Origin of the sequence: Chondromyces crocatus (assembly GCF_001189295.1) — a bacterium.
GTDB classification, from domain to species: domain Bacteria; phylum Myxococcota_A; class Polyangia; order Polyangiales; family Polyangiaceae; genus Chondromyces; species Chondromyces crocatus.
On the sequence record NZ_CP012159.1, the window covers coordinates 1,156,442 to 1,177,047 of the forward strand.

General features: G+C 64.7%; 18 protein-coding genes. 11 read left to right on the forward strand and 7 right to left on the reverse strand.

The window, feature by feature from the left end; all coding sequences use genetic code 11:
* The first annotated feature begins 41 nt into the window (after nt 1-41).
* Genes CMC5_RS04400 through CMC5_RS04415 form a run of 4 tightly spaced genes read left to right on the forward strand, consistent with a single transcriptional unit; the run spans nt 42 to nt 3,301 of the window.
* Complete coding sequence (locus CMC5_RS04400; protein WP_050429239.1) at nt 42-1,457, forward strand: phosphomannomutase/phosphoglucomutase; 1,416 nt, start codon at nt 42-44, stop codon at nt 1,455-1,457.
* The gene (gene prmC, locus CMC5_RS04405; RefSeq protein WP_050429240.1) at nt 1,454-2,338 is read left to right on the forward strand and encodes a peptide chain release factor N(5)-glutamine methyltransferase; all 885 of its coding nucleotides are present in this window, start codon (nt 1,454-1,456) and stop codon (nt 2,336-2,338) included. Before CMC5_RS04400 ends, prmC begins: the two co-directional genes overlap by 4 nt.
* Nucleotides 2,339-2,393: 55 nt before the next feature.
* A complete protein-coding gene (locus tag CMC5_RS04410; protein WP_050429241.1) occupies nt 2,394-2,777 on the forward strand; it encodes a phage holin family protein in 384 nt (127 codons plus the stop codon).
* Entirely contained in the window at nt 2,774-3,301 is a 528-nt protein-coding gene (locus CMC5_RS04415) for a hypothetical protein (protein ID WP_050429242.1), read from the forward strand. The genes CMC5_RS04410 and CMC5_RS04415 overlap by 4 nt, the downstream gene beginning before the upstream one ends.
* Before the next feature lie 5 nt (nt 3,302-3,306).
* On the opposite strand, the gene CMC5_RS04420 is transcribed toward CMC5_RS04415, so the two are convergent.
* A complete protein-coding gene (locus tag CMC5_RS04420) occupies nt 3,307-3,717 on the reverse strand; it encodes a hypothetical protein (RefSeq protein WP_050429243.1) in 411 nt (136 codons plus the stop codon).
* A 264-nt stretch (nt 3,718-3,981) separates the two neighbouring features.
* Here CMC5_RS04420 and CMC5_RS04425 point away from each other — a divergent pair, with 264 nt between their 5' ends.
* Complete coding sequence (locus CMC5_RS04425; RefSeq protein WP_245678286.1) at nt 3,982-5,439, forward strand: lipase maturation factor family protein; 1,458 nt, start codon at nt 3,982-3,984, stop codon at nt 5,437-5,439.
* 50 nt (nt 5,440-5,489) lie between these two features.
* Here the strand turns inward: CMC5_RS04425 and CMC5_RS04430 are convergent, their stop codons facing one another.
* Nucleotides 5,490-6,788 (reverse strand): PAS domain S-box protein, encoded by a 1,299-nt coding sequence (locus tag CMC5_RS04430; RefSeq protein ID WP_050429245.1) that lies wholly within the window; start codon nt 6,786-6,788, stop codon nt 5,490-5,492.
* A gap of 132 nt (nt 6,789-6,920) precedes the next feature.
* Nucleotides 6,921-9,143: a putative metal-binding motif-containing protein gene (locus CMC5_RS04435; protein WP_245678287.1), complete on the reverse strand. Its 2,223-nt coding sequence runs from the start codon at nt 9,141-9,143 to the stop codon at nt 6,921-6,923.
* A gap of 95 nt (nt 9,144-9,238) precedes the next feature.
* Here CMC5_RS04435 and CMC5_RS04440 point away from each other — a divergent pair, with 95 nt between their 5' ends.
* Nucleotides 9,239-10,546, forward strand: a complete 1,308-nt coding sequence (locus tag CMC5_RS04440; protein WP_245678288.1) for a sensor histidine kinase — start codon at nt 9,239-9,241, stop codon at nt 10,544-10,546.
* A 98-nt stretch (nt 10,547-10,644) separates the two neighbouring features.
* Here CMC5_RS04440 and CMC5_RS04445 read toward each other — a convergent pair whose 3' ends face one another.
* From CMC5_RS04445 to CMC5_RS47220, 4 genes are all read right to left on the reverse strand, one after another.
* Complete coding sequence (locus CMC5_RS04445; protein WP_156338187.1) at nt 10,645-11,079, reverse strand: hypothetical protein; 435 nt, start codon at nt 11,077-11,079, stop codon at nt 10,645-10,647.
* Nucleotides 11,080-11,140: 61 nt separating this feature from the next.
* On the reverse strand, nt 11,141-11,524 hold the full coding sequence (locus tag CMC5_RS42030) for a hypothetical protein (protein ID WP_082363389.1): 384 nt from the start codon (nt 11,522-11,524) through the stop codon (nt 11,141-11,143).
* Nucleotides 11,525-11,617: 93 nt separating this feature from the next.
* Nucleotides 11,618-12,811 (reverse strand): site-2 protease family protein, encoded by a 1,194-nt coding sequence (locus CMC5_RS04450; protein WP_342673931.1) that lies wholly within the window; start codon nt 12,809-12,811, stop codon nt 11,618-11,620.
* 228 nt (nt 12,812-13,039) lie between these two features.
* On the reverse strand, nt 13,040-14,200 hold the full coding sequence (locus tag CMC5_RS47220; RefSeq protein WP_245678290.1) for a sensor histidine kinase: 1,161 nt from the start codon (nt 14,198-14,200) through the stop codon (nt 13,040-13,042).
* Nucleotides 14,201-14,756: 556 nt separating this feature from the next.
* Between CMC5_RS47220 and CMC5_RS48330 the strand changes: the two genes are divergently transcribed.
* The 5 genes from CMC5_RS48330 (at nt 14,757) to CMC5_RS04475 (ending at nt 20,198) form a co-directional block, all read left to right on the forward strand.
* Complete coding sequence (locus tag CMC5_RS48330; protein ID WP_281180826.1) at nt 14,757-14,891, forward strand: hypothetical protein; 135 nt, start codon at nt 14,757-14,759, stop codon at nt 14,889-14,891.
* Between the two features lie 289 nt (nt 14,892-15,180).
* Entirely contained in the window at nt 15,181-17,328 is a 2,148-nt protein-coding gene (locus tag CMC5_RS04460; protein ID WP_050435710.1) for a methyl-accepting chemotaxis protein, read from the forward strand.
* A 16-nt stretch (nt 17,329-17,344) separates the two neighbouring features.
* Nucleotides 17,345-18,400, forward strand: a complete 1,056-nt coding sequence (locus CMC5_RS04465; RefSeq protein ID WP_050429250.1) for an FHA domain-containing protein — start codon at nt 17,345-17,347, stop codon at nt 18,398-18,400.
* Nucleotides 18,401-18,607: 207 nt separating this feature from the next.
* A complete protein-coding gene (locus tag CMC5_RS04470) occupies nt 18,608-18,982 on the forward strand; it encodes a cupin domain-containing protein (RefSeq protein WP_245678292.1) in 375 nt (124 codons plus the stop codon).
* A 46-nt stretch (nt 18,983-19,028) separates the two neighbouring features.
* The gene (locus CMC5_RS04475; RefSeq protein ID WP_050429252.1) at nt 19,029-20,198 is read left to right on the forward strand and encodes a flavin reductase; all 1,170 of its coding nucleotides are present in this window, start codon (nt 19,029-19,031) and stop codon (nt 20,196-20,198) included.
* Nucleotides 20,199-20,606 lie beyond the last annotated feature (408 nt).

A 20,606-nucleotide genomic window follows, 5' to 3' on the forward strand; every position in this document is an offset into this window, starting at 1 on the left:
CACCGGCACGCCAGCTCCTGCGCTCGGCGGCCAGGCCCAACATGACCTTCCCTCGCCACATCTTCCGCGAATACGACGTCCGCGGCGCCGCCGATCGTGATCTGTCCGATGATCTCGCCCGCGCGCTCGGGGGCGCGTTTGCATCGATCCTCGGGAGCCACCCGGAATTCCAGCAGGCGAGGGCCGCGCTTGGGCGACGGCCTCGGGTAGCAGTCGCCCGCGATGCGCGACTTTCCAGTGATCGGCTGTTCGACGCGCTCACGGCTGGCCTGCGTGACGGGGGAGCCGATGTCATATCCGTCGGAGTGGGCCCCACACCTTTGCTCTACTTCGCTGCGCACCACCTGGAGACGGACGGTGCAGTGATGATCACGGCGAGTCACAACCCGGGCCCCGACAATGGCTTCAAGCTGATGCGAGGCAAGGCATCGTTCTTCGGTGCCGATGTCCAACATCTGGCGGAACTCGTCGAGACGCGCCGCTTCTCTCCCGCGCCGGAGTGCGGAAGCCTGGAAGAGATCGACGTCACCTCGGCGTACATCGATTCCGTACGCGCTGCGACACGGCTGGAGCGAACGCAGCTTCGCTTCGTCATCGATGCAGGGAACGGAGCCGCCGGGCCTTTGGGGTTGCGTACGCTGCAGGCCCTCGGTTTCTTGCCCGATGCATTGTTCTGCGAGCTGGACGGGACCTTCCCGAACCATCATCCCGACCCGACGGTGCCCGAGAATCTCGAAGCGCTACGCTCCCGTGTCCTGGAGACGGGGGCTGACCTGGGAATTGCCTGGGATGGCGATGGCGATCGCCTCGGTGTCATCGATGATCGAGGCGATGTGATCTGGGGGGATCGGTTGCTGGTCGCCTTCTCCCGCGCGGTCCTCCGTGAGCGCCCTGGAGCGACCATCCTGGGGGAGGTGAAATGCTCCGAGGTCCTCTATGCCGACATTGCGGCGAAGGGAGGCAGGCCCATCCTCTGGAAGACCGGCCACTCGCTGATCAAGACGAAGATGAAGGAAGAGGGAGCACTGCTTGCCGGTGAGATGAGCGGGCACATGTTCTTCGCCGATCGTTGGCCCGGGTTCGATGACGCCATCTACGCGACGGCGCGCCTGCTCGAGATCCTCGTCAGCGAGGGGCGGCCACTGCGTGAGCTGCTCGCGGATCTGCCGGAGACCCACGCCACGCCCGAGATCCGCGTGCCGTGCCCCGACGAGATCAAGTTCGAGGTCGTACGCCAGGTGACGGAGCAGTATCGGCGCACCCATCGGGTGATCGACATCGATGGCGTTCGTGTCGATTTCGGTGATGGCGCCTGGGGGCTGTGCCGTGCGTCGAACACGGGGCCGGTGCTGGTGCTTCGTTTCGAGGCCAGGAGCCCGGAACGGCGTGATGCGATCCGTGCGGAGGTCGAGAGGGCCGTCGACACCGCGCTGCGCGTCGTCATGGGGGCACGGTGAGCAACTCGACCCAGGAGGGAGCAGGCGATGCATGGACGGTTCGCCGCATCCTCACCTGGTCTGCCGATGACTTGAAGAAGCGTGGCTCGGCGTCGCCTCGGCTCGATGCAGAGCTGCTCCTCGGGAAGGTGCTCGGGCTCAGTCGGGTCCAGATGGTGATCGATCCGGAGAGGCCGCTGCAAAAGATCGAGCTTGCGGTCTACAAGGCGCTCCATCAACGCCGGAGGGCGGGTGAGCCCGTCGCTTATCTTCTCGGCGTTCGCGAGTTCTACGGCCGCCTCTTTCGTGTTGATCGGCGCGTCCTAATCCCGCGACCCGATACGGAAATCCTGGTCGAGGTCGGGCTGGCTGCGACACGTCACATCGCCTTGTGCGCGCGGGTCCTCGACCTTTGCACGGGGTCCGGCTGCGTGGCCATCTCTCTGGGTAAGGAGCGTCCCACGACCCGGGTGCTCGGCATCGATCTTTCGGAAGATGCGCTCGTCGTGGCGCGCGAGAATGCGCTGCGGCTCGGCGCCGTGAACGTGGGGTTCTTGCAATCGAACAGGTTTGGCTCCCTGGCTGCTGGGGCCCGCTTCGACCTCATCACGGCGAATCCGCCTTACGTCTCCGATGCCGACATGGAGGAGCTGGCCCCGGACATCCGCGATTACGAGCCACGGTTGGCACTGGAGGGGGGACGTGATGGTCTGAATGTTGCTCGCGCCATCATCGAGGAGGCCGCGCCCTGGCTCGCACCGGGCGGGGTTCTCGCCATGGAAGTGGGCGCGGGACAGGCCGAGGCGGCGGCTGCGCTGTTTGAGCGCGCTGGTTTTGACGAGATCAAGCGCACTCGTGACCTGGGCGGGCACGAACGAGTCGTCTCAGGCGTGCGCAGGTAGGCCACGGCACCTGGCGCAAGGCATGCATCCCAATCGTCCGGGAGAGAGGTGAGGCATGCAGCACGTGGAGCCCGGTCCGTCGACGCCGACGGTCGACCTACTCAAAGAGGCCATCCTGGACACCCGGGAGCTGGTGCAGACGGAAATCGCGCTCGCGAAAGAAGAGGTGCGAGGAGAAATCCAGCGAGCGAAGATGGCCGGCATCGCCCTGGGGGCTGCGCTCTGTGCGGCGATCATCGGCGTCACGATGCTCTTCGTGGCGCTGGCCCTGGCGATTCAGCTCAGCGCCTTGCCGGCGTTGCTGATCGGTGTGGTCCTGCTGGTCGTTGCTGCCCTGGCCATGTTGCTTGGCTACAAGGCCATCCCTTTGAAGCCCTTGCCTCGTACCCGGGCACGCGTCGAGGAGGACCTGCGCACGTTGAAGGAGCACCTGGCATGAGCGACATCAAGCTTCACGAGGACCACCTCGAACACCGTGCCAACTTGCTCCGCCAGCGGCTCACACGCACGCTGGAGGAGCTGGATCGCCGGCGACGGAGCGCGCAGCAGATGGTCAGCGTCAAGACCCAGGCGCAGCGTCATCCCGAGGTGCTTCTTGCTGGAGGAGCGCTGGCGATGCTGGCGATCGGTGGTGGGATCCTGGCTGCCGTGCTGGGGATACGCGGCCGTGAGGAACGCCTCCGCAAGGAACGGGTTGCGGCACTTCAGCGAATGTGGTGGCAACCACAGTATGTCGCTCGCAAGAAGCGGGGGGTGCTCGCGAGCATCGGTCGCGGCGTGATCGTGTCTGTCAGCGTGAGTGCTGGAGCCTGGGGACTCAGGAAAGCGGCGCGCTATGCGCTGCTCACTGCGGCGCAGCGATACCAGATCGCTCCGGGTCGCGTCCCCTTGGCACTCCCCGAAGGAGAGGTTGTGCCTCGTCACGAGGTCATGGATGGGCCCCCGTCACACGACGAGGACTGAGGGACTCAGAACACCACGGCTCGAGCGAGCCCGGTGAGGCTCAATGTTTCGTAGGACAGGACCTGGCCTCTCACCATGCGTGGGCCCCCGACGCTGCTGCGATGCCGCGTCACGATGGCGATGGTCGAGATGGCTGACGCCTCCCCGTCCAGATTCACGGGCGGGAGCAGCAAGGTCAAGGTGAGCGCCTCGAGATCAGGGGTTGCTTCGAGGGTAACGCTGAGCTGGCGTCCCAGTTCCGTGGGGACGGTGCGGATCTCCTCAGCCCGGAAGACATAGCTGCGATCCGGAATGGCGTAGCTCAGCTGGGGCTTCCCATCGATTCCGCTCTCCGAGTACGAGATCGAGGCCTCCTCGCAAGACAGCTCGTAGAGGTTCAACTCGACAGGCGTCCGCGGGTCGCGAGGTGAATCCATGGCGGCAGCGTAGTCTCGTCGTGACCGAGGGCAAAGTGAGCGGAGTCCGGTCTCACGAGCCGCAGCGATCTCATGACGTGGGAGACATCCCTCTGTGAAGGTATTCTCTCTCGTCACCGTATGATCGCAGCGCCTGAGTCCCCAGATCGTACGGAAGCGTCGGACCCGGAGCATGACGCCTGGGTTCTGAGGTTGAGGACAAGCTCTTATCGAAAGCTGGCCTTCCTGGTTCACGCCGGTGCTGGGTACACATGCACCCGGTTCGTGCTCCTGCGACTGCTCGGCCTCGTCTACCTGGCGTCGTTCGCTTCTGCTGCGACACAGATCGTGCCACTTCTGGGGCCAGAGGGGCTCCTGCCCGCGACCAGCTACCTCGATCGTGCGGTCGCCGAGGCTGGCTCTCGTCTCGACGCATTCCTTCGGGTGCCATCCCTTTTTCTGTGGCTTCCACCCTCGGAAAAGGCACTGCTGGGCACCTGCTGGCTGGGTGTGGCGCTGGCCATCGCGGTTCTGTGTGGCGCCACCAACGCCCTGCTGCAGCTCCTCCTCTGGGCCCTTCATCTCTCGCTCATCAAGATCGGGCAGCTCTTTTATGGGTACGGCTGGGAGATCCAGCTCGCAGAGACAGGATTCCTAGCGATTTTCCTCTGCCCTTTGGGCTCTGTCTCCCCGCGAGGGGCCAGTCCGCCGCCCGTGATCGTCATCTGGCTTTTTCGATGGCTCATCGCGCGCATCATGCTCGGCGCTGGCCTCATCAAGCTTCGCGGAGACCCCTGCTGGCGGGATCTCACCTGCCTCGTTTACCACTACGAAACTCAGCCAATACCCAGTCCTCTCAGCTGGATTTGGCATCACGCGCCGCGTGACGTGCACCGCATGGGGGTGCTCTTCAATCACCTGGTCGAGCTGGTTGCGCCGTTCTTTGCATTCGGCCCGCAGCGCGCACGCTGGGTGGCGGGGGGGTTGTTCGTCGTCTTCCAGGCTGCGCTGATAGCGAGTGGGAACCTGTCATTTCTGAACTGGCTCACCATCATCCCCGCGATCGCTTGCTTCGATGACGAGCTCATGAAGAAGCTGCTGCCTCGGAAGCTGAGTCTGTGGCTCTCGGACGAGATGCCTGCCGAGCCTTCGCGCCCACACCGAATCGGGGCTGCAGGGCTGCTGGTCGTCGTGCTGGGGCTCAGTGTCGATCCGGTGGTCAACCTGATCTCGCCACGCCAGGTGATGAATACTTCATTTGATGCCCTCGCTCTGGTGAACTCCTACGGTGCATTCGGTAGCGTGGGTAGAGAGCGTTATGAGGCCATTCTATCAGGCAGGCGTGGTTCCAGCGAGGAGGACGATGCCTCTTGGCTCGCTTATGAGCTGCCCTGCAAGCCGGGCGATATCCATCGTCGTCCGTGTTTCCTGACGCCGTGGCATCTCCGGCTGGACTGGCAGATATGGTTCGCAGCGCAGTCGGACATCGAGCGGCAACCATGGCTCGTGCACCTCGCATACAAGCTGCTGAGCGGCGACCCTGCAGTGAAGCAACTGTTCGCCGTCGATCCATTTCCCGACAGTCCTCCCCGCTTCATTCGCGCCGAACTCTACCGGTATGAATTCACCCGACCAGGCGAGGAAGGCTGGTGGAAGCGAACCTATGTCGGTGAGTACCTGCGGCCTATCGCGCTGGAGGATCGCACCCTGCGCAGCTTCATGAGGGCACAGGGATGGAAGTAGCACGAAGTGCTGCACCCTGTTCGGGAGGACGAGACGGGAGCTACGTGGGGCTATCGAGGCCGCCGCACCGGAGATGCGCCTTCACGCTTCAGGCGAAGAGCATAGGCGATGCCGCTTTGCAGCGTGTTCAGTGTGACGAGATCGTGCAGATCCAGGCTCAGTGCTGCCAGTGTCTGGGCCACTGCTGGGCTGATGCCCGTGAGGAGAACCTTGGCACCCAGAAGGCGTGCGGCGCGTGCGACCCCTACGAGGGCGTTGGCCACCTGGGTGTCCACGATCTTGACGCCAGTGATGTCGAGAATCGCCGTGTGGGCATGCTCGCGCACGATGCCGGCGAGCAACGTTTCGAGGATCTCTTTCGCCCGGATGCCGTCGATCGCTCCGACGAGCGGCATTGCGAGCACACCATCGATGATGGGCATCAGGGGCGTCGAAAGCTCACGGAGTGCGTCGCGCTGCGCCTCGATGATCTGCTCCTGGAGCGCGAGCCGATCGGCTTCAGCGCGCTTTCGATCCGACACGTCCGTGGTGATGCCACATATGCCGAGGGTTTTCCCGGACGGTGCGCGTACGGGGAATTTGAGCGTGAAGAAATCACGGAGTCCCTCGGTCGTAGGGATCACTTCCTCGTATTGAACGGGTTCCCCCGCGGTGAGCGCCGCCGTGTCCACGTTCTGGAGGGCTGCTGCGACGTCTGGCGGGAAGAGTTCCGAGTCCGTTCGGCCCAGGATCTCTTCATGCGTCGCCCCGAGGATGTCGAGGAAACGCTGGTTGATCATCACATAGCGACCACGAGTGTCTTTGACGAAGATCACACTCGGTGAGTTGTTGAGCAGCGCGATGAGGAACGTCTGGCTGTGTCGGAGGGTCGCGTCCAGCTCGTCCTGCTCTACCAGCTCGATCCTGCTCAGCACGGCATGGGGCACGCCTTGCTCGTCGCGAGCGATCGTATTGGTCCACTGGCATTCGATGAGCTGACCGTCACGGGTGGTGTTCGAGCTGCGCGCGGATGCGAGCTGTCCGGTCAGCGTCACTTGTATGCCCAGCCGTACTTGCTCTAGGGCCACGCCGGGGGGGATGACGATCTCCCAGAGAGGTCGACCGAGGACTTCTTCCCGCTTCCAGCCAAAGAGCTGCTCGGCCTCTGGAGACCAGTCGATGAGCAAGCCCTCTGGACTCCACTGAATTTCGGCAGGTCTCGATGTCAGGAAGGCTTTGGTGTCGAAGGTGTCGGCTGGCTCGCCGAAGTGTTCCTCGTACTCCCGCAAGCGTGCCTTCAACGCGGTGTTTTCTGCGTGGAGCCTCGCAAGCTGCGCCCGCGTATCCTGCTCCGGGTCCGCTTTATCCATGCACTCCCCGTCGATGGAGGGTTCCCTCGGGTTGCTGTTCGATGATGAAGGCATGGCGTCGAAACGGGTGAGACGCTCCGTGGAACGGTTCGGGGATCGACTTCTGGACTGCCCCTGACGTGCGAGAGAGCTTCACGATGGCGGATCGACGACGCGAACATCCAGGAACCACGGACCTTCGTTGCCTGCGAGGCCGTCAATCTGCAGGTAGTAGGTCCCCGGATCCAGGACGAGGTCGAGGAAGCTGCCTTGGCCCGTCCCGATCGTGCAGGCGAACGGCATCTCGGCGCCGGGGCACGCTGGACCCCGCCGCACGTTCAGCAACGTGGTGTAGCCCGACCCTGCCATGTCGAGAACCACCCGCTTCCGGGCGGGTAGAACGAGCTTCAGTATCTGATCAGCGGCGCCTCCAGGGGGTACGCCGGACTGATCACAGCCTGCATCGAAGTCGGCCCTGGCATTGGCGGTCGTGCCTTGGAAGCGCCCACCCCCAGGAGGAATCTCCATGGCGTCGCTGCATCCGTCGGAGAAGACCACCAGGGTGGGCGGCGACGCCGGCCTGACGAGAGCCGACACCTCGACTGGCTGAGCGAACAGGGTTTCGGCGACCACCCGGTACTCACCCGTTGGCACGTTGTACCTGGCGGCTCGCATCGGGGAAGACGAGCCGGAAGAGCACACGAGCAGATCCGAGGGGGCCTCGCAGGCCGGGGCCAGGAGCGAGATGGCCCCGGTATCGCCCTGGGAGAGCCTTTCAACGAGCAAGACGTCCGACGCCACCGAAAGGTCCAGCGTATAGGCGGCGTCTCGTGCGCCGACGAGACAGGTCGCCTGAATATCGTCCTGGTGAGCTGCCAGGCTGATCTGGACGGTCTGGTTCACCGGCATCGGAGGGGCTCCGAGGCAGGTTTCGTCAGCCGGGGAAGGGGTGGGGGGCGCAACTTCGAGGGTCAAGGCGACGGTCGTCGGAGCCGTCGCGCTCACCCCGACGAAGTACGTGCCAGGGGGGAGCGCGTGGCGGAAGAGATGGCTCGGATTCGCGGTCTGGCAAGTGACCTCGTTCTCCGGCAGGGCGCACCCCGGATCGCGGAGCGAGATCGAGGGAACACCGTCTCCGTCGAGGGAGGTAGCGTAGACGTGGACATCCTGGGGCGTGAGCAGCTCGAAGCTGTAGACCAGCTCACCTGGTGTCGTCTCGCATGCACTTCCGAGATCCTTTGTTGCGTCGAGGATCTCCACGTTGACTGGCGCCCCGGCGACCAGCGGGACCGCCGTGCCGCATGTTTCGTTGGTTGGGATGGGGGTCGGGGAGCGGAAGGCAACGTCGAGGAGCACCGCCGAGCCTCCAGCCGTCGTCACGTAGAGGGGCAGGGCCGTCGATGCCGTCGGATCTCCCAGGTTTCGGCCACGTAGCTTCGCGATTTTTCCGAATTGCGGGGCCGGGTAGGACTTGCCACAAGCAATCTCGCTGGCCGCGTTCCCACACTGCCCGGCCAAGGCTACCGCCACGTCCGCGAAATCGGCGCGAGCTGTGACCTCGACGTCGACCGGGGGACCTGGTGGCAACAAGATGGCGGCGACGATGTCGTTGAGCGGTGTAGGCCCGGCTGGACTGCACTGGGTGGCATAGTCGAAAGCTGCCCCGATCGTGTTCACGGCATAGGTGCCCGGCTGGGAGATCTCCAGGGCGTCGATGCACGTGTCGTGAGCCGGGGCCACACACGCCGCCTCATCGATCACGCCGTTGCAGTTGTCGTCACGTCCATTGGCGCAGATCTCGGGGAACAGGGAAGATACCGTGGGATCAGTGTCGTCACAGTCCCCTCCTCCGCAGTGGATGTCAGGATCGCCATCCTGATCGGCGTCGCGCAGGACGTGGTCGCACTGCCGCGTGGCTTCGACGCAGGTATCGATCGTGCAGGTGTTGGCATCGCCGCAGTCGACGGGTTCGCCCGCGCGACAGCCCAGCTTCGGCACGCAGCGCTCCACACCATCACAGTAGATGTCGTTCTGGCAGACGAGATCATCCGGTGTGAACCGACAGCGGTTGATGGACTTGTCACATGCGTCGAAGGTGCATGACAGTCCGTCGTCACATTGCCCGTCGTCGACGCAGGGCCCCCCGAGGGTGGGATCGAGGTCGTCGGTGCCGCCTCCTCCTCCTTCACCACCCTGCCCACCACCTCCCGAGTCGCCGCCGACGCCGAAGGGGGTCGGGGCACTCGACGCGCATGCGGCAGGGGCCAGGAGCGCAGCCACGGCAGCGCCGAGCGCGAGGGCCAGGAACGGGGTGGAGGTGCGGTCGGGCATCGACGCGAGGAGAGCGTAGCAGGGGCGGGCTGCGTCTGGCATCATGGTGCCGCGTGTCGACCGACCGACTCACCCATCCCGAGCTGACCTGGCTTCTGGCACAAGAGGCGCGCAGTGCTGCGCGGAAGTTGCGCCAAGGCGTGGGTTTGACTTCCGAAGCTGGCCCTCCACCCCCTCTGATCATCGAAGAGGGGACAGGGGGGGTGGAAGGGACGCTCGAGCGGCTCGACGAAGCCGTCAGTATGCTGGCGTCCCTTCACGGTCGGCCTGTGCATCGAGGGAGGCGTGGCAGGATCGACCTGGCGGAGCTCGTCTGGGAGGTTGCCCCCGAGGCGCGCGTCCAGATCGAGATGGGCGATGGGACCGCGGTGTTCGGTGATGAATCGGAGCTGCGGCGCATGCTGCAGGTGCTCATCGCCCAGAGCGGCGATCCGAGTGGCGCAGCGAGCACGCCAGAGGTGAGTTTGCGTCGCGTGGGGGACGAGGTGGCGGTGAGCGTGAACCTCGGTCCGGACACGACGGCGAGCATCGCCCATGAGCGGGCATGGCTCTCACGGATGGCGTTGCGGTACGGAGGCCGGCTCGAGCTCGACGGAGCGATGCAGACGCTGACCTTCCCCGCCGACGTGGATCTCGCCCGACGTGAGCTGGAGAGCCTCAAGAAGGAGCTCGCTGCGGCGCAGGCGCAAGGAGAGGCGTATGCGCGTGAGCTGGCGGCCGTATTTTCTCAGGGTGATCGCAGTGGGGGCCGTGGTGCGCACATGCACACGTCGCAGCTTCCGCCAGCGGAAAGTGGGCTACCGCTCCTCGTCGCGGCGACACGCGTCCTCGGTACGCAACTGCGAGGCATTCTCGCGGCCGTGGGGCGTGACATCGCGCCACTCCGCGAGCATGGCGGCGAGGCTGGTGAGGTGGCAGCATCCGTGGGCCGGCATGTCACCGCCGCATCGGAGATCGTCAGCGATCTGGCTCGTCTCGGCGCGTGCCCGCTCGATGAGCTTCCTCGCCATGCCGATATCGCCCATGTCTTGCGGGACGTCGTTCACGACGAGCTCGCGCGCGCTGCGCGACGTGAAGTGCACGTTCGGGTCGAGACCCCGGACAGCGCTCATGAAGTGGTGCCCCTGGGCGCCCTGACGGTTCTGCTCCATGCCCTCCTCGATCACGCCATCGGCGTGTCAGCGGGTGGGAGTGATGTGTTGCTCACCTTGACGGAGCAGGAGGCGAGCTGGGACATCACCTTCGACGATGCGGGAGCACCCATTCCAGCGCAGGCACGTGGAATCCTCCTCAGCCGTGACTTCGAAGCAGTCGCTCATGGCCGCCCGTCGAGCTTCCCCCTCATCGTCGCGCATGCGGTGGCAGCCCATGCCCACATGGATCTCACCATCGAGGACCACCCCGGAGGTGGGACTCGTGCTCGCCTGAGCATCCCAAAGACTGGCTGAGAATCTCACCTCAGGGGAGATGCCTGTTTCATCGAAGAGAGCATCTTCCGTCGCCGCGCCTGATGGCGTCACCATGACGCCGCCTCGTGAAGGCGAGCTCAAAGCATGGAGCTGGGTGGGAAGTTGACGCTCAAATCGACGGTGGTTTCTGGCTCGACCCAGATGCTGCTGAGCGTCTCCGTGGTGGATTTAGCCATACTGTGATCCGCGGCATCCACCATCGTCACTTCGGCATGGTAGTACTGTTCTGCAGAGATGACGAGCGAGAGGGAGAATGATTCGCAATCAGCATACTCGACCGTCACCGTATTGCCTCGATCGTCCAGCAGCACGAACTCCAGGTCCAGAGACGAGCCAGGAGTTGCATAGGTCGCGCATTCGCGTGGACTCGTCGAATTGTCGACAGTCCAGTTGAAGACCATTTCGCCCGTTGGTTCGGCCGAGACTGGGTTGCCATCGACGGATACGAGGCAGCCGGAGGTGAGTGCCGCGAGCGCCCAGCCCGTACCAATGACGATCCATTGCCTGACCATAAAGCGATCTCCTTCACGAGCAGAGTTTTATGCGATCGGACGATTGCATGCCAAAGCTGGCTCAGCGCCATCGGTGGTACTGACGTGGTCTTTCTTGTGGGTAGCCATAACCTCGATCCCGCTCATAAACCCGCGGTGGTGGAACGTATCTGGACCGATAGCGGTGAAGCTCGGGTGGTTCCTGCTGGAAGACGACCCAACGATTTTGGTTTCGGTAGTACCAGTTGCCATCGACCAGGTAGGCGTACGAGCCGCGGTACATGACACGCGGATAGGTCTCGACCATCACGGGCTCGGCGTCGGCGTAAACGGTTGGGTAGCCGTAAACGATGGCACCGCTCGTCCCCAGGGTGCCTGTACACCCGGAGAGCGCAATGCCGGTTACGGCGGCAAGCAGCAAAAGAGCACGACGGACGTGTAGCCTGTCACGGATTGCAGCTTTCACGGGCTGACCCCCTTTGCCTCTGTACGTCAGCAACAGCAGTGCCACGCTCGTCATGGTCGGAGAGGGTCCAACGGTGACGCTCGAGCCTCTTGCTCAGCCAGGCCGACCAGCGACGCCGAGATGGCGTGCTCCCGCCTGGACTGCACCGAGGAGCGCCATCGCCCGCTGGATCTCGGCGGGGGTCACCAGCCCGACCACGTGCTCCGTCTCATCGAGTACCGCGACCGCACCCGTATCACCTGCGGTCAAGGCATCGATGGAATGAGACGCGTCATCCCGGGCATGGACACGGGGGAGATCGGAGCGGATCGCGGCGGCCATGGTCAGAGGGAGTTCGCCACGCTCTGCCATGCGCCCAAGGTCCCAGGCCGTCACCACGCCGAGCTCGCGATCGAGATCTCCCGGTCGGAGTGGGCCCACGACGCGCGCGCCTGCGAGGTTGTGTCGGAGCAGGCGCTCGGCGACTGCAGGGGCACTCTCGTCGGCGCGGGCCTCACCGAGACGATCCGTCATCAAGCGTGCCACAGGCATTCCACGAAGGATGGCCTGGGCGCCGAGACGAGCCTGCTCCGCAGTCGCTCCCATGTACACGAAGACGGCAATGAACAGCAGGATCAGGTTGAAGGAGAGGATCCCTCCGAGGCCGAGCAGGACGGCCATGCCCTTCCCGACCGAGGTCGCCACCTGAGTCGCGCGTTCACGGCCGATGCGACGACTCAACAGCCCTCTCAGCACCCGGCCTCCATCCATCGGGAAGGCGGGCAGGAGGTTGAACACCCCCAAGACGAGGTTGGTGAGCGAAAAGGCGAGGAGCGTCGCGCTGACACCGCTCGGACCCGACGCGAGGAGATAGGCCAGGTAGGCCATTGCGGCGATACCGAAGCTCATCAGCGGACCCGCGAAAGCAATCCACGCTTCGTGATCAGGATCGTCGTCCTCGATCTGCGATACCCCGCCCAGCATCATCAATGTGATCGCACGCACGCGAAGTCCTTTCCGGAGTGCGACGAGGGAGTGCGCGAGTTCGTGTGCGAGGATTGAGCAGAACAACCCGAGCGCCAGGATGATTCCCCACACAAGCGGAGGCAGCTGCATGGTTTCTTCGGGAACTCCCAGCGCTGCTGCAATCGATGAGAACTGAGTGGTCGCGACGAATGCGAGATAAGGAATGAACAGAAGAAGAGAGATATGCAGCTTGATGGGGATGCCGCGGATCGTGAAAACCGTCACACCCTGACTGAACATGGGTCTCCTGAAGCGTGCGCTGGAGACCCCACCAGGTGCCATCCTCGCACTGCAGGCACGTACGAGGAGCAACCCTCATACCATTCAGAGTTTCGAGAGTTCGTGTGAAGTGGAATGGAACAGGGCTCTTGCGAGCGTGCGGTAGCGCGCCAAAAAAACGACCTGGCGAGTCCACTTCCTCAGGTTGTGTTCGAGCGGTGGTGTGCGCTGAGCGCAGACCCGTCTCCTCGTCCACCACTGGACTTCGCGGGGCCCTTCAAGGCTCGATCTTCAATCTTTTCCTGGAGTGTCACCGAGCGGGCGGGCGGTTTGCTCGTGGAGAGGCTTCTCCAGCAGGGGTGGCCCCCCAATGGGCAGCCAGATCTCGAAGACAGCGCCGCCTTTTTGGGCTTTTCGATACCTGATCTCGCCACCGTGCTCGAAAACGATGCGCTGCACGATGGCCAGACCGAGGCCGGTTCCCTTCTCCTTCGTGGTGGCATACGGCTCGAAGAGCCTGGGGATCATTTCCTCCGCGACCCCGGGCCCATTGTCCCGCACCACCAGCCTCACCCGGTCGTTCTGCTCGGGTGCGACGGTGAGCACTACCCTGGGATCTGGGCGCACACTCGTGGCTGCCTCCAGGCCGTTCTGGATCAGGTTCGTCAGGACTTGGACGAGCTGATCGCGGTCGGCGGACACCTTTGGGATCGTGGAGGCCGATAGCTCCACCTTGGGCGTTATCGCGACATGCTCCTCTCGTGAGTCCGAGGCGGCTTCGGGGGTGGAGTGAAGCGTCACGACCCGTCGGGCCACTTCCACGAGATCGATGAGCTCGGGGTTGGGCGGCGGCAGGCGCGCGAAGCGCGTGAACTCCCCCACGATGTTGGCGATCCGGTGCACCTCTTGGAGCACCGTCGCGGTGGCCTCCTCGAAGTAGTCGTCGAAGGCGGGATCTTCGCGATCACGGAGTCTTCGCAGCGTCTCGACGGCCGCTCGGATGGGAGCAAGCGGGTTCTTGATCTCGTGTGCGACCTGCCTGGCGATTTCCCGGCGTGCCGCGATTCGCTCTGCGGTGGCCAGTCGTCGTCGCATGGTGGCCAGCTCGTCGAGCGTTCTGTTGAACGCGGCCGCCAAGGTGGCCATCTCCTGGCCCCCTCGTCCCTGGACTTTCCTGGGCTCGCCGTTCATCACCTCTCTCGTTTCTCGAGCAAGCGCGACGATTGGCCTCGACAGGCTGCGTGCCAGAACCACGGCGATCACGATGGCGATTGCCAGCACCGTGGCGCCAGTGGCGAGGATGTCGCGGTCGAGTCTGGCGAGAGCCTTCTGGAGAGGCTCACGGGAGACCGATGCTACCACCCGAAGACCTTGAACCTCTGGAATCTCCAGCAGCCGCACCACCTCGGCACTGGTACTCGTGAGCGCCGGAGGGTCGATCTTGCCATCCATCGGTGTGGCCAGTGCCACCCCATAGGCAGCCCCCAGTCGTTCGAGAAGGGGGCCGATCTTGCGTGAACCGATGAGTCCAAGCGTTACACCATGGCCGGTGCGAGCGCAGTGGACCTCCAGTGACGGTCCCATCTCAGCGACTGCCGGACGGAGGCGCGGTGCTCCACCCGATACGACCGAACCCTTGCTCTGCCGAGCCTTCCCATCATTGCTCTTCACTTCGCCGAGGAGGGCTGCGAGGCGCCGATCCTTCGTCCCGATCCGCGACACATCCTCCGCTCCGAGTACGAGGCCATCGCCAGTGGCCAACGTGAGTTCATCGAGGCGGAGCGCTTTGGCCTGCTCTGCGACCTGATGACGGAGCGCGATCCGGCTCCCTGGATCCAGCGCATCCGGGTTGCCTCGTGTCCTGTCGAGCTCCAGGTGAGCCCTGTCCACGAAGGTATCGTGCTGGCAAAGCGGAGCGAGCAGCCCTCGCAGGGCTTCGGCCTCCCAGGTGAGTTGCTGGCGAACGCCAGCGTGCGCGGCATCGATCCGGTCGAGGTAGCCACTCTCGATGAGCTCGCGCGACGCTTCTCGAAGCGTGAAGCCGACCAGCGCGGTCGCGATGATGGCGACCACCCCGAAGGCGATGAGCAAGCGGGCGGCGAGGGTCATGGCGGTGGAGTCCGGAGGCGAGGTGGCGCCGTGACTGTAGGCCAAGGGAGCGAGATGGCCTGGAGCGACGCCCGGAGGGTCGGACGGCACCTCCGACGTACCTGGTGCGTCTCTGGGCGTGTCACGAGGGGCTGGGCCTGGTGCGGTACTTGCGCCCTTGCATACCAGAACCCGCGCCTCGGGGCCGACTGTCCGCGCTCTGAGGGGGCTATGTGAGCCCTCCTGGGCTCGACGACTCCGCCTTACTTGCGCCGGAGGCCTTTCGGCTCTTACGCTCGGGCGCCCTCCCGCCGGAAAAAACGGCGGGCGCCGTGGACCACGACATGAACGCGAAGCTGCTCGGCCCCATCGGGATCTTCATCGTCATCGCCTTCGCACTCAGTTTGGTGGCGAAGCCGGCGGCCGATTATGCGAGTCAACTCTTCATCCTCCTGGGTGGGCTGGGAGTGGTGGGCATGGCCTATGTGGCCAGGATGGGAGGGGGGGCGCCCACAGGTGGTCTACGTGACGCACTCCGCGCTGCCGCCAAAGGGAAGCGGCTGCAGCTGCCCGAGGGAACTCCGCCGGAGCTGGTGGAGACCTACGAGCAGATCGGTGAGCTCGCGGAGAAGGGGGCCGAACTCGTCGCAGAGCGCAGCGAACTGGCCAAGGAGCGGGACGCGGCGGGCAAGGAGCGGGACGCCATCGCTCGGGAGCGAGACAAGCTTGCGGTGGAGCGGGACGCGCTCGTTCGGGAGCGAGACAACGCATCCCGCGAGCGGGACACGCTCGAGCGCGATCGGGATCGGGTGGTCACGGACAGGGACGGTGCGCTGCGGGACCGTGACGGGCTGAGCAGAGAGCGGGACTCACTGGAGCGCGATCGTGACCGCCTCTCGGCGGAGCGCGAGAACCTTCTGCGCGAACGAGACCGGCTCGCCGCCGAGCGAGAGCGGACCGTATCGGAGCGGGATGCGCTGCTCCGCGAGCGAGATACGCTCAGCCTGCGCGTTGCAGAGTTCGCCGATCGTGGGCCCGACGTCGATGTGGAGGGCCTGATCGAGGCGGTGATGCGGGTGACCGAGGGTGAGCGTGTACGTACTCCATCCGGCGTACCGGCCGAGGTGGCCAGGGTTTACGCGGAACTCAACGGCGTGGCCGATCGGATCGGCGCTGCCGAGCAGCGTGAGCGTCAGCGACGTGCCGAGCTCGCTCAGGCGACGGCCATGCTCGACGATGTCGTCCCCCGCCTCAGCGATGGCGTGAGCGCGATGATGCACGCGAGCGAACAGGCCACGATGTCCATCCGCGAGATCACGACGGCGCTCGCGAACATCGCCCAGTCGGTCGAGTCGCTGGCTTCGAGTGCCGAGGAGTCGAGTTCGAGCATCCTCGAGATGACCGCGACCAATGAGGAGGTCGCCGAGAATGTGAGCGAACTCAGCTCGAGCGTTCGCGAGACAGTCTCCTCCATCGAGGAGATGGCCTACTCCATTCGCGAGGTGGCGAAGAACGTGGACGCGCTTGCGCTCACGGCCGAGGAGACCAGCTCGTCGATGAACCAGATGGATGTGTCCATCGATCAGGTGCGCTCCAATGCGGACGAGACCGCGCGCCTCTCCGAGGAAGTCGCGACGGACGCCGAGAAGGGGGCCGAGGCTATCCTGAAGACCATCGGCGAAATCTACCGCATCAAGGAGTCGGCTCAGGAGGCCGTCGCCGTCATCTCCAACCTCGGCTTCCGTATCGAAGCCATCGGCCAGATCCTTGCCGTGATCGATGATGTTGCCGAGCAGACCAACCTGCTCGCGCTCAACGCCGCCATCATCGCCGCGCAGGCCGGCGAACACGGCAAGGGGTTCGCGGTCGTTGCCGACGAGATCAAGGACCTCGCGGAGCGCGCCGGGGTCAGCCTCAAAGAGATTGCCGAGCTGATCAAGACCATCCAGGCCGAGTCGAAGAACGCGATCGCTTCCGTCGAACGTGGTGCTCACATCGTCGATCGTGGCGTGGAGGTCTCCAACGAGGCCGAGCGCGCGCTCAAGAAGATCCTCGAAAGTTCGCAAAAATCGACGAACATGGTGCGCGCCATTGCGCGCGCGACCGTCGAGCAGGCCAAAGGCTCGAAGCAGGTCACCGACGCCATCGGACGCATCGCCGAGACGGTACAGCAGATCGCGGCGGCAACGGCCGAGCAGGCCCGTGGCTCGGAGCTCATCATGAAGAGCGCCGAGAAGATGCGTACGATCACTCAGCATGTGGAGCGTTCCAGTCAGGAGCAGGCGCGTGGCGGCCGCCAGATCACGAGCGCGATCGAGCAGATCTCCAACATGGTGCACAATCTCAATGCAACGCACCGAAACCAGGCACGGGGGGGAGAGCAGCTCGTCGACGTGGGACGACGCATCGAAGAGGCGGCGCGTCAGCAAGAGCAGGCGGTGCGGCAGCTCGTCGCTTCGGTCGAGCGCCTGAGGCGCGCGTCGATCGGCTAGCGGTAGCGGTCCTCAGATGGCAGTAAAAATCTCGGTGGTCACCGCCGAGGTTGGCTCATCGAAGGCCACCTCGGAGAGTGCGGAGCTGTCGCTCACCCTCGACGCGCCACGCCTCGTGATCGGGCGTGGCGATGGCTGTGAGGTGCGCCTGCCCGATCCCAGTGTGAGCGCTCGCCATGCATCGATCCGCCAGCGTGGCGCCGAGTACACGCTTGCCGACGAAGGCAGCTCGAACGGGACCTTCGTGGGTCAGCGCAAGCTCGCTCCCCACACACCGGAGCCGCTGCGCGATGGAGATCGCGTCCGGGTGGGGCGGGTGTGGCTGATCATCCGCATCGGCCCTGCGATGGTGCAGGGAACTCCAGCGGCAGCTGCGCGCGAGCTGGCGCTGGCGCTCGTGACCCGGGGGCTCCGCGCTCAAGGCGAAGATCCGACCCCCTGCGTCCAGGTGTTCGCTGGTCCCGACCAAGGAGCCTTGCTCGCGCTCGAAGAGCCGGGGCGTCCCTACGCCCTCGGACGTGCTCGGGACGTCGAACTACCACTCTCTGACCAGGCTGCAGCCCGACGACAGCTCACCGTCACCCGCAAAGGTGATCAGCTCTTCGTGCGTAACGTGGGCACTCAAGGGGCAACCTCCCTGGATGGCGTGCCACTCCCTTCCGCAGCCGACGTCCTCTGGCGTCCGGGCCAGATCATCGCTTTCGGTGCCACGCGCCTCGCCTGTGAGCTTCCAGTGGTCCAGGCGCTCGCAGAGCTCGAGCGTTGCCCGGACGAGCCACTGCGCGAGGACGACGATGTGGCGTTTCCAGAGGCGACAAAGCCCGATCCTGGATCACCTCCGCTTGTCGACCCTGTGCCATCGTCCGACATCCCTTTCGAGGCTTCGTCGAGCGCCTCGTCCCCTGACGCCTCGCTGACTGCGCCGCCTGCATCGCGCGCGCCGACCCCTTCCTCCGAACCACCGGAGTCGCGTGCCGGATGGAGCCTGATGGATGCAGCCGTGTTGCTCCTCGCGCTCGGGGTTTTGGCCGCCAGCGTGGCTGGACTGAGCTGGCTTTTGAACCGCGGTTGAAGCGTCTGTTCCTGACTCGGTCGGGCCAGCTGCCGCAGAAGATGGCTGGGAATCGGCGTGACCGTCTTGACGCGCGTGCGCGCACGTGCGCTTGGTTGCCCGGTCCGGAGGCATGTGATGCGTACGGTCCGCTTGCTCGAAGGAAGAGAGCTGGAGTGTAGCGAAGCCGAACTTCGTGCCGAGGGCATCGGGTGTGAAGCTTTCGACGTGGGCCAGATCGCCTCTATGGTGCAGAGGGTCCTCACCGCGCGCGCTTGGATGGAAGTCGAACAGGTACGTCGCTCCGCTGCGCGTCTTCAGGATGAGGTCGAGATCGTCCGAGAAGCAGATGAGCACTGCCACCTCGAAGACGAGGTCCGGCTGTTCTCCGGCGGCGAGGCGCTCTATGACATCCGCACTCGTGGTGAACAGTGGCTCCGGGTCTTCGTTGGCCCTGGTGATCTCGTCGTGATCCCAGCGAGGCGGTATCACCGTTTCCTCGTCGGCCAGGCCTCGGAGCTTGCTTACCTGCAACCCTTCGGCAATCGACCGTCGCTCATCCAGCTCTACCGCGTTTCCGACGATGCGACCCGCGCAGGGTGACGAAAGCCCCCGCCCTCCGGGCCACAGGGCGCGTACACTGAGCGCGATGTCGATCGCTCCCTCGGAGTTCCGGAGGGTCCTCGGACAGTTCGCGAGCGGGGTGACCGTCGTCTCCGCGAACCATGAGGGCACCGCGCAGGCGATGACCGTCAGCGCATTTTGCTCCGTCTCCATCGAACCACCGCTCGTCCTTTTCTGTGCCGACAAGCGTTCGCGAACGCCCGTGCTCGTGGCAGAGAGTCGTGTCTTCGCGGTGAGCTTCCTGCGAGAGCATCAGCGGGCGCTTTCGGATCTGTTTGCAGGCAAGGGAACCGACGAAGAGCGCCAGGCGGCGCTCGTCGACGCACCACGCACCGCGTCCGGCTGTCCGATCGTGGACGACGCTCTCGCGTGGCTCGGGTGCCGCGTCACCCAGAGTCATGATGCTGGCGATCACATGATTTTCATCGGTGAGGTGACGGACGGCGGAGCCGGCGAGCCGGGGGCACCATTGCTCTACTACCGCGGGACGTATCAAGGCCTCGAACCTGCCTGGCGGTGGCGTGATCGCCACGCCGTGCGTGACAAGGTCGTTGCGTTTCATGATCTGGTCGATTTCTTCGAACGTATGCAACATGAGGAGCCCTACCGAGGGCTTCTGGAGCAGCTGGCCTCGCTGTGTTCCCTGCGTCCCGAGATGACCTGTCTCGATCTCGGCTGTGGTCCGGGCATGCTGACCCAGAAGCTATCTGCCCGCGTACGCGAGGCCGTCGGAGTCGACAGTTCTGCCGAGATGATCGCGCGTGCAATCCTGCGAGGGCGGGCAGCCGGCATTTCCAATGTTCGGTATGTGGAGAGCTCACTCTCAGCCCTCCCTTTTGGCGACGCTGCGTTTGATGTGGTGGTTGCGGCCAATGCGCTATTCCACGCACCCGAGCCGTATGAGGTGTTGCGTGAGGCCGGACGCGTCTTGCGGGTGGGTGGCTGTCTGGGTCTGCTGGAGCCCTCATCGAGCATGACCCACGAGGCTGTCGCCGCCCATCTGGAGACCAAGGACGCGCTGGTACATGCACCCCTGGGAGGGTCGTCGCTCCTTGCCTGGGCTGACGCCGTGGAGGCACGACCCCGCTACACGGAAAAACAACTCGGCGCGGACCTGACCCGGGCTGGGTTCACCCAGGTGACTCAGGTGCGTGCACTTGGTGGGCTCGTCACGATGACCCGCGCCACCCGCTGAGCGCGCCTCTCCTGTTCGGGCGAACCCCGAAGAGAGGTCACGCGTCGTGGGTCGACGCAAAGCGTCAAGCCTGAGTCGAAACTCCATCGCAGAAAATTCGCCCTCCTTGACGAGCTCTGCAAGCTTGCCCCGCGATGCGCCTTGATCCCGTCGTGGCCTCCAGCGCTCTGCTCCGAACCGGCCACTCCTTCCCGTCCTCTGACTCGGCCTCGCGCCAGGTGCGTTTCGCCTCTGGCGGGGCCATCGAAGAGGCATGGTCCGATCTGGAAGCGGGCCGCTTCCTTTGCGCAGCAGCTGCGGTGACGCTACGCGGAGGTCTCCGCGTCACGATCGATGACGCCGTGGAACTGGCCCTCGCTCTCCGGGGAGCGCTGCCTCCGCGAACGGCCGCAGACGCCCCGATAGCGC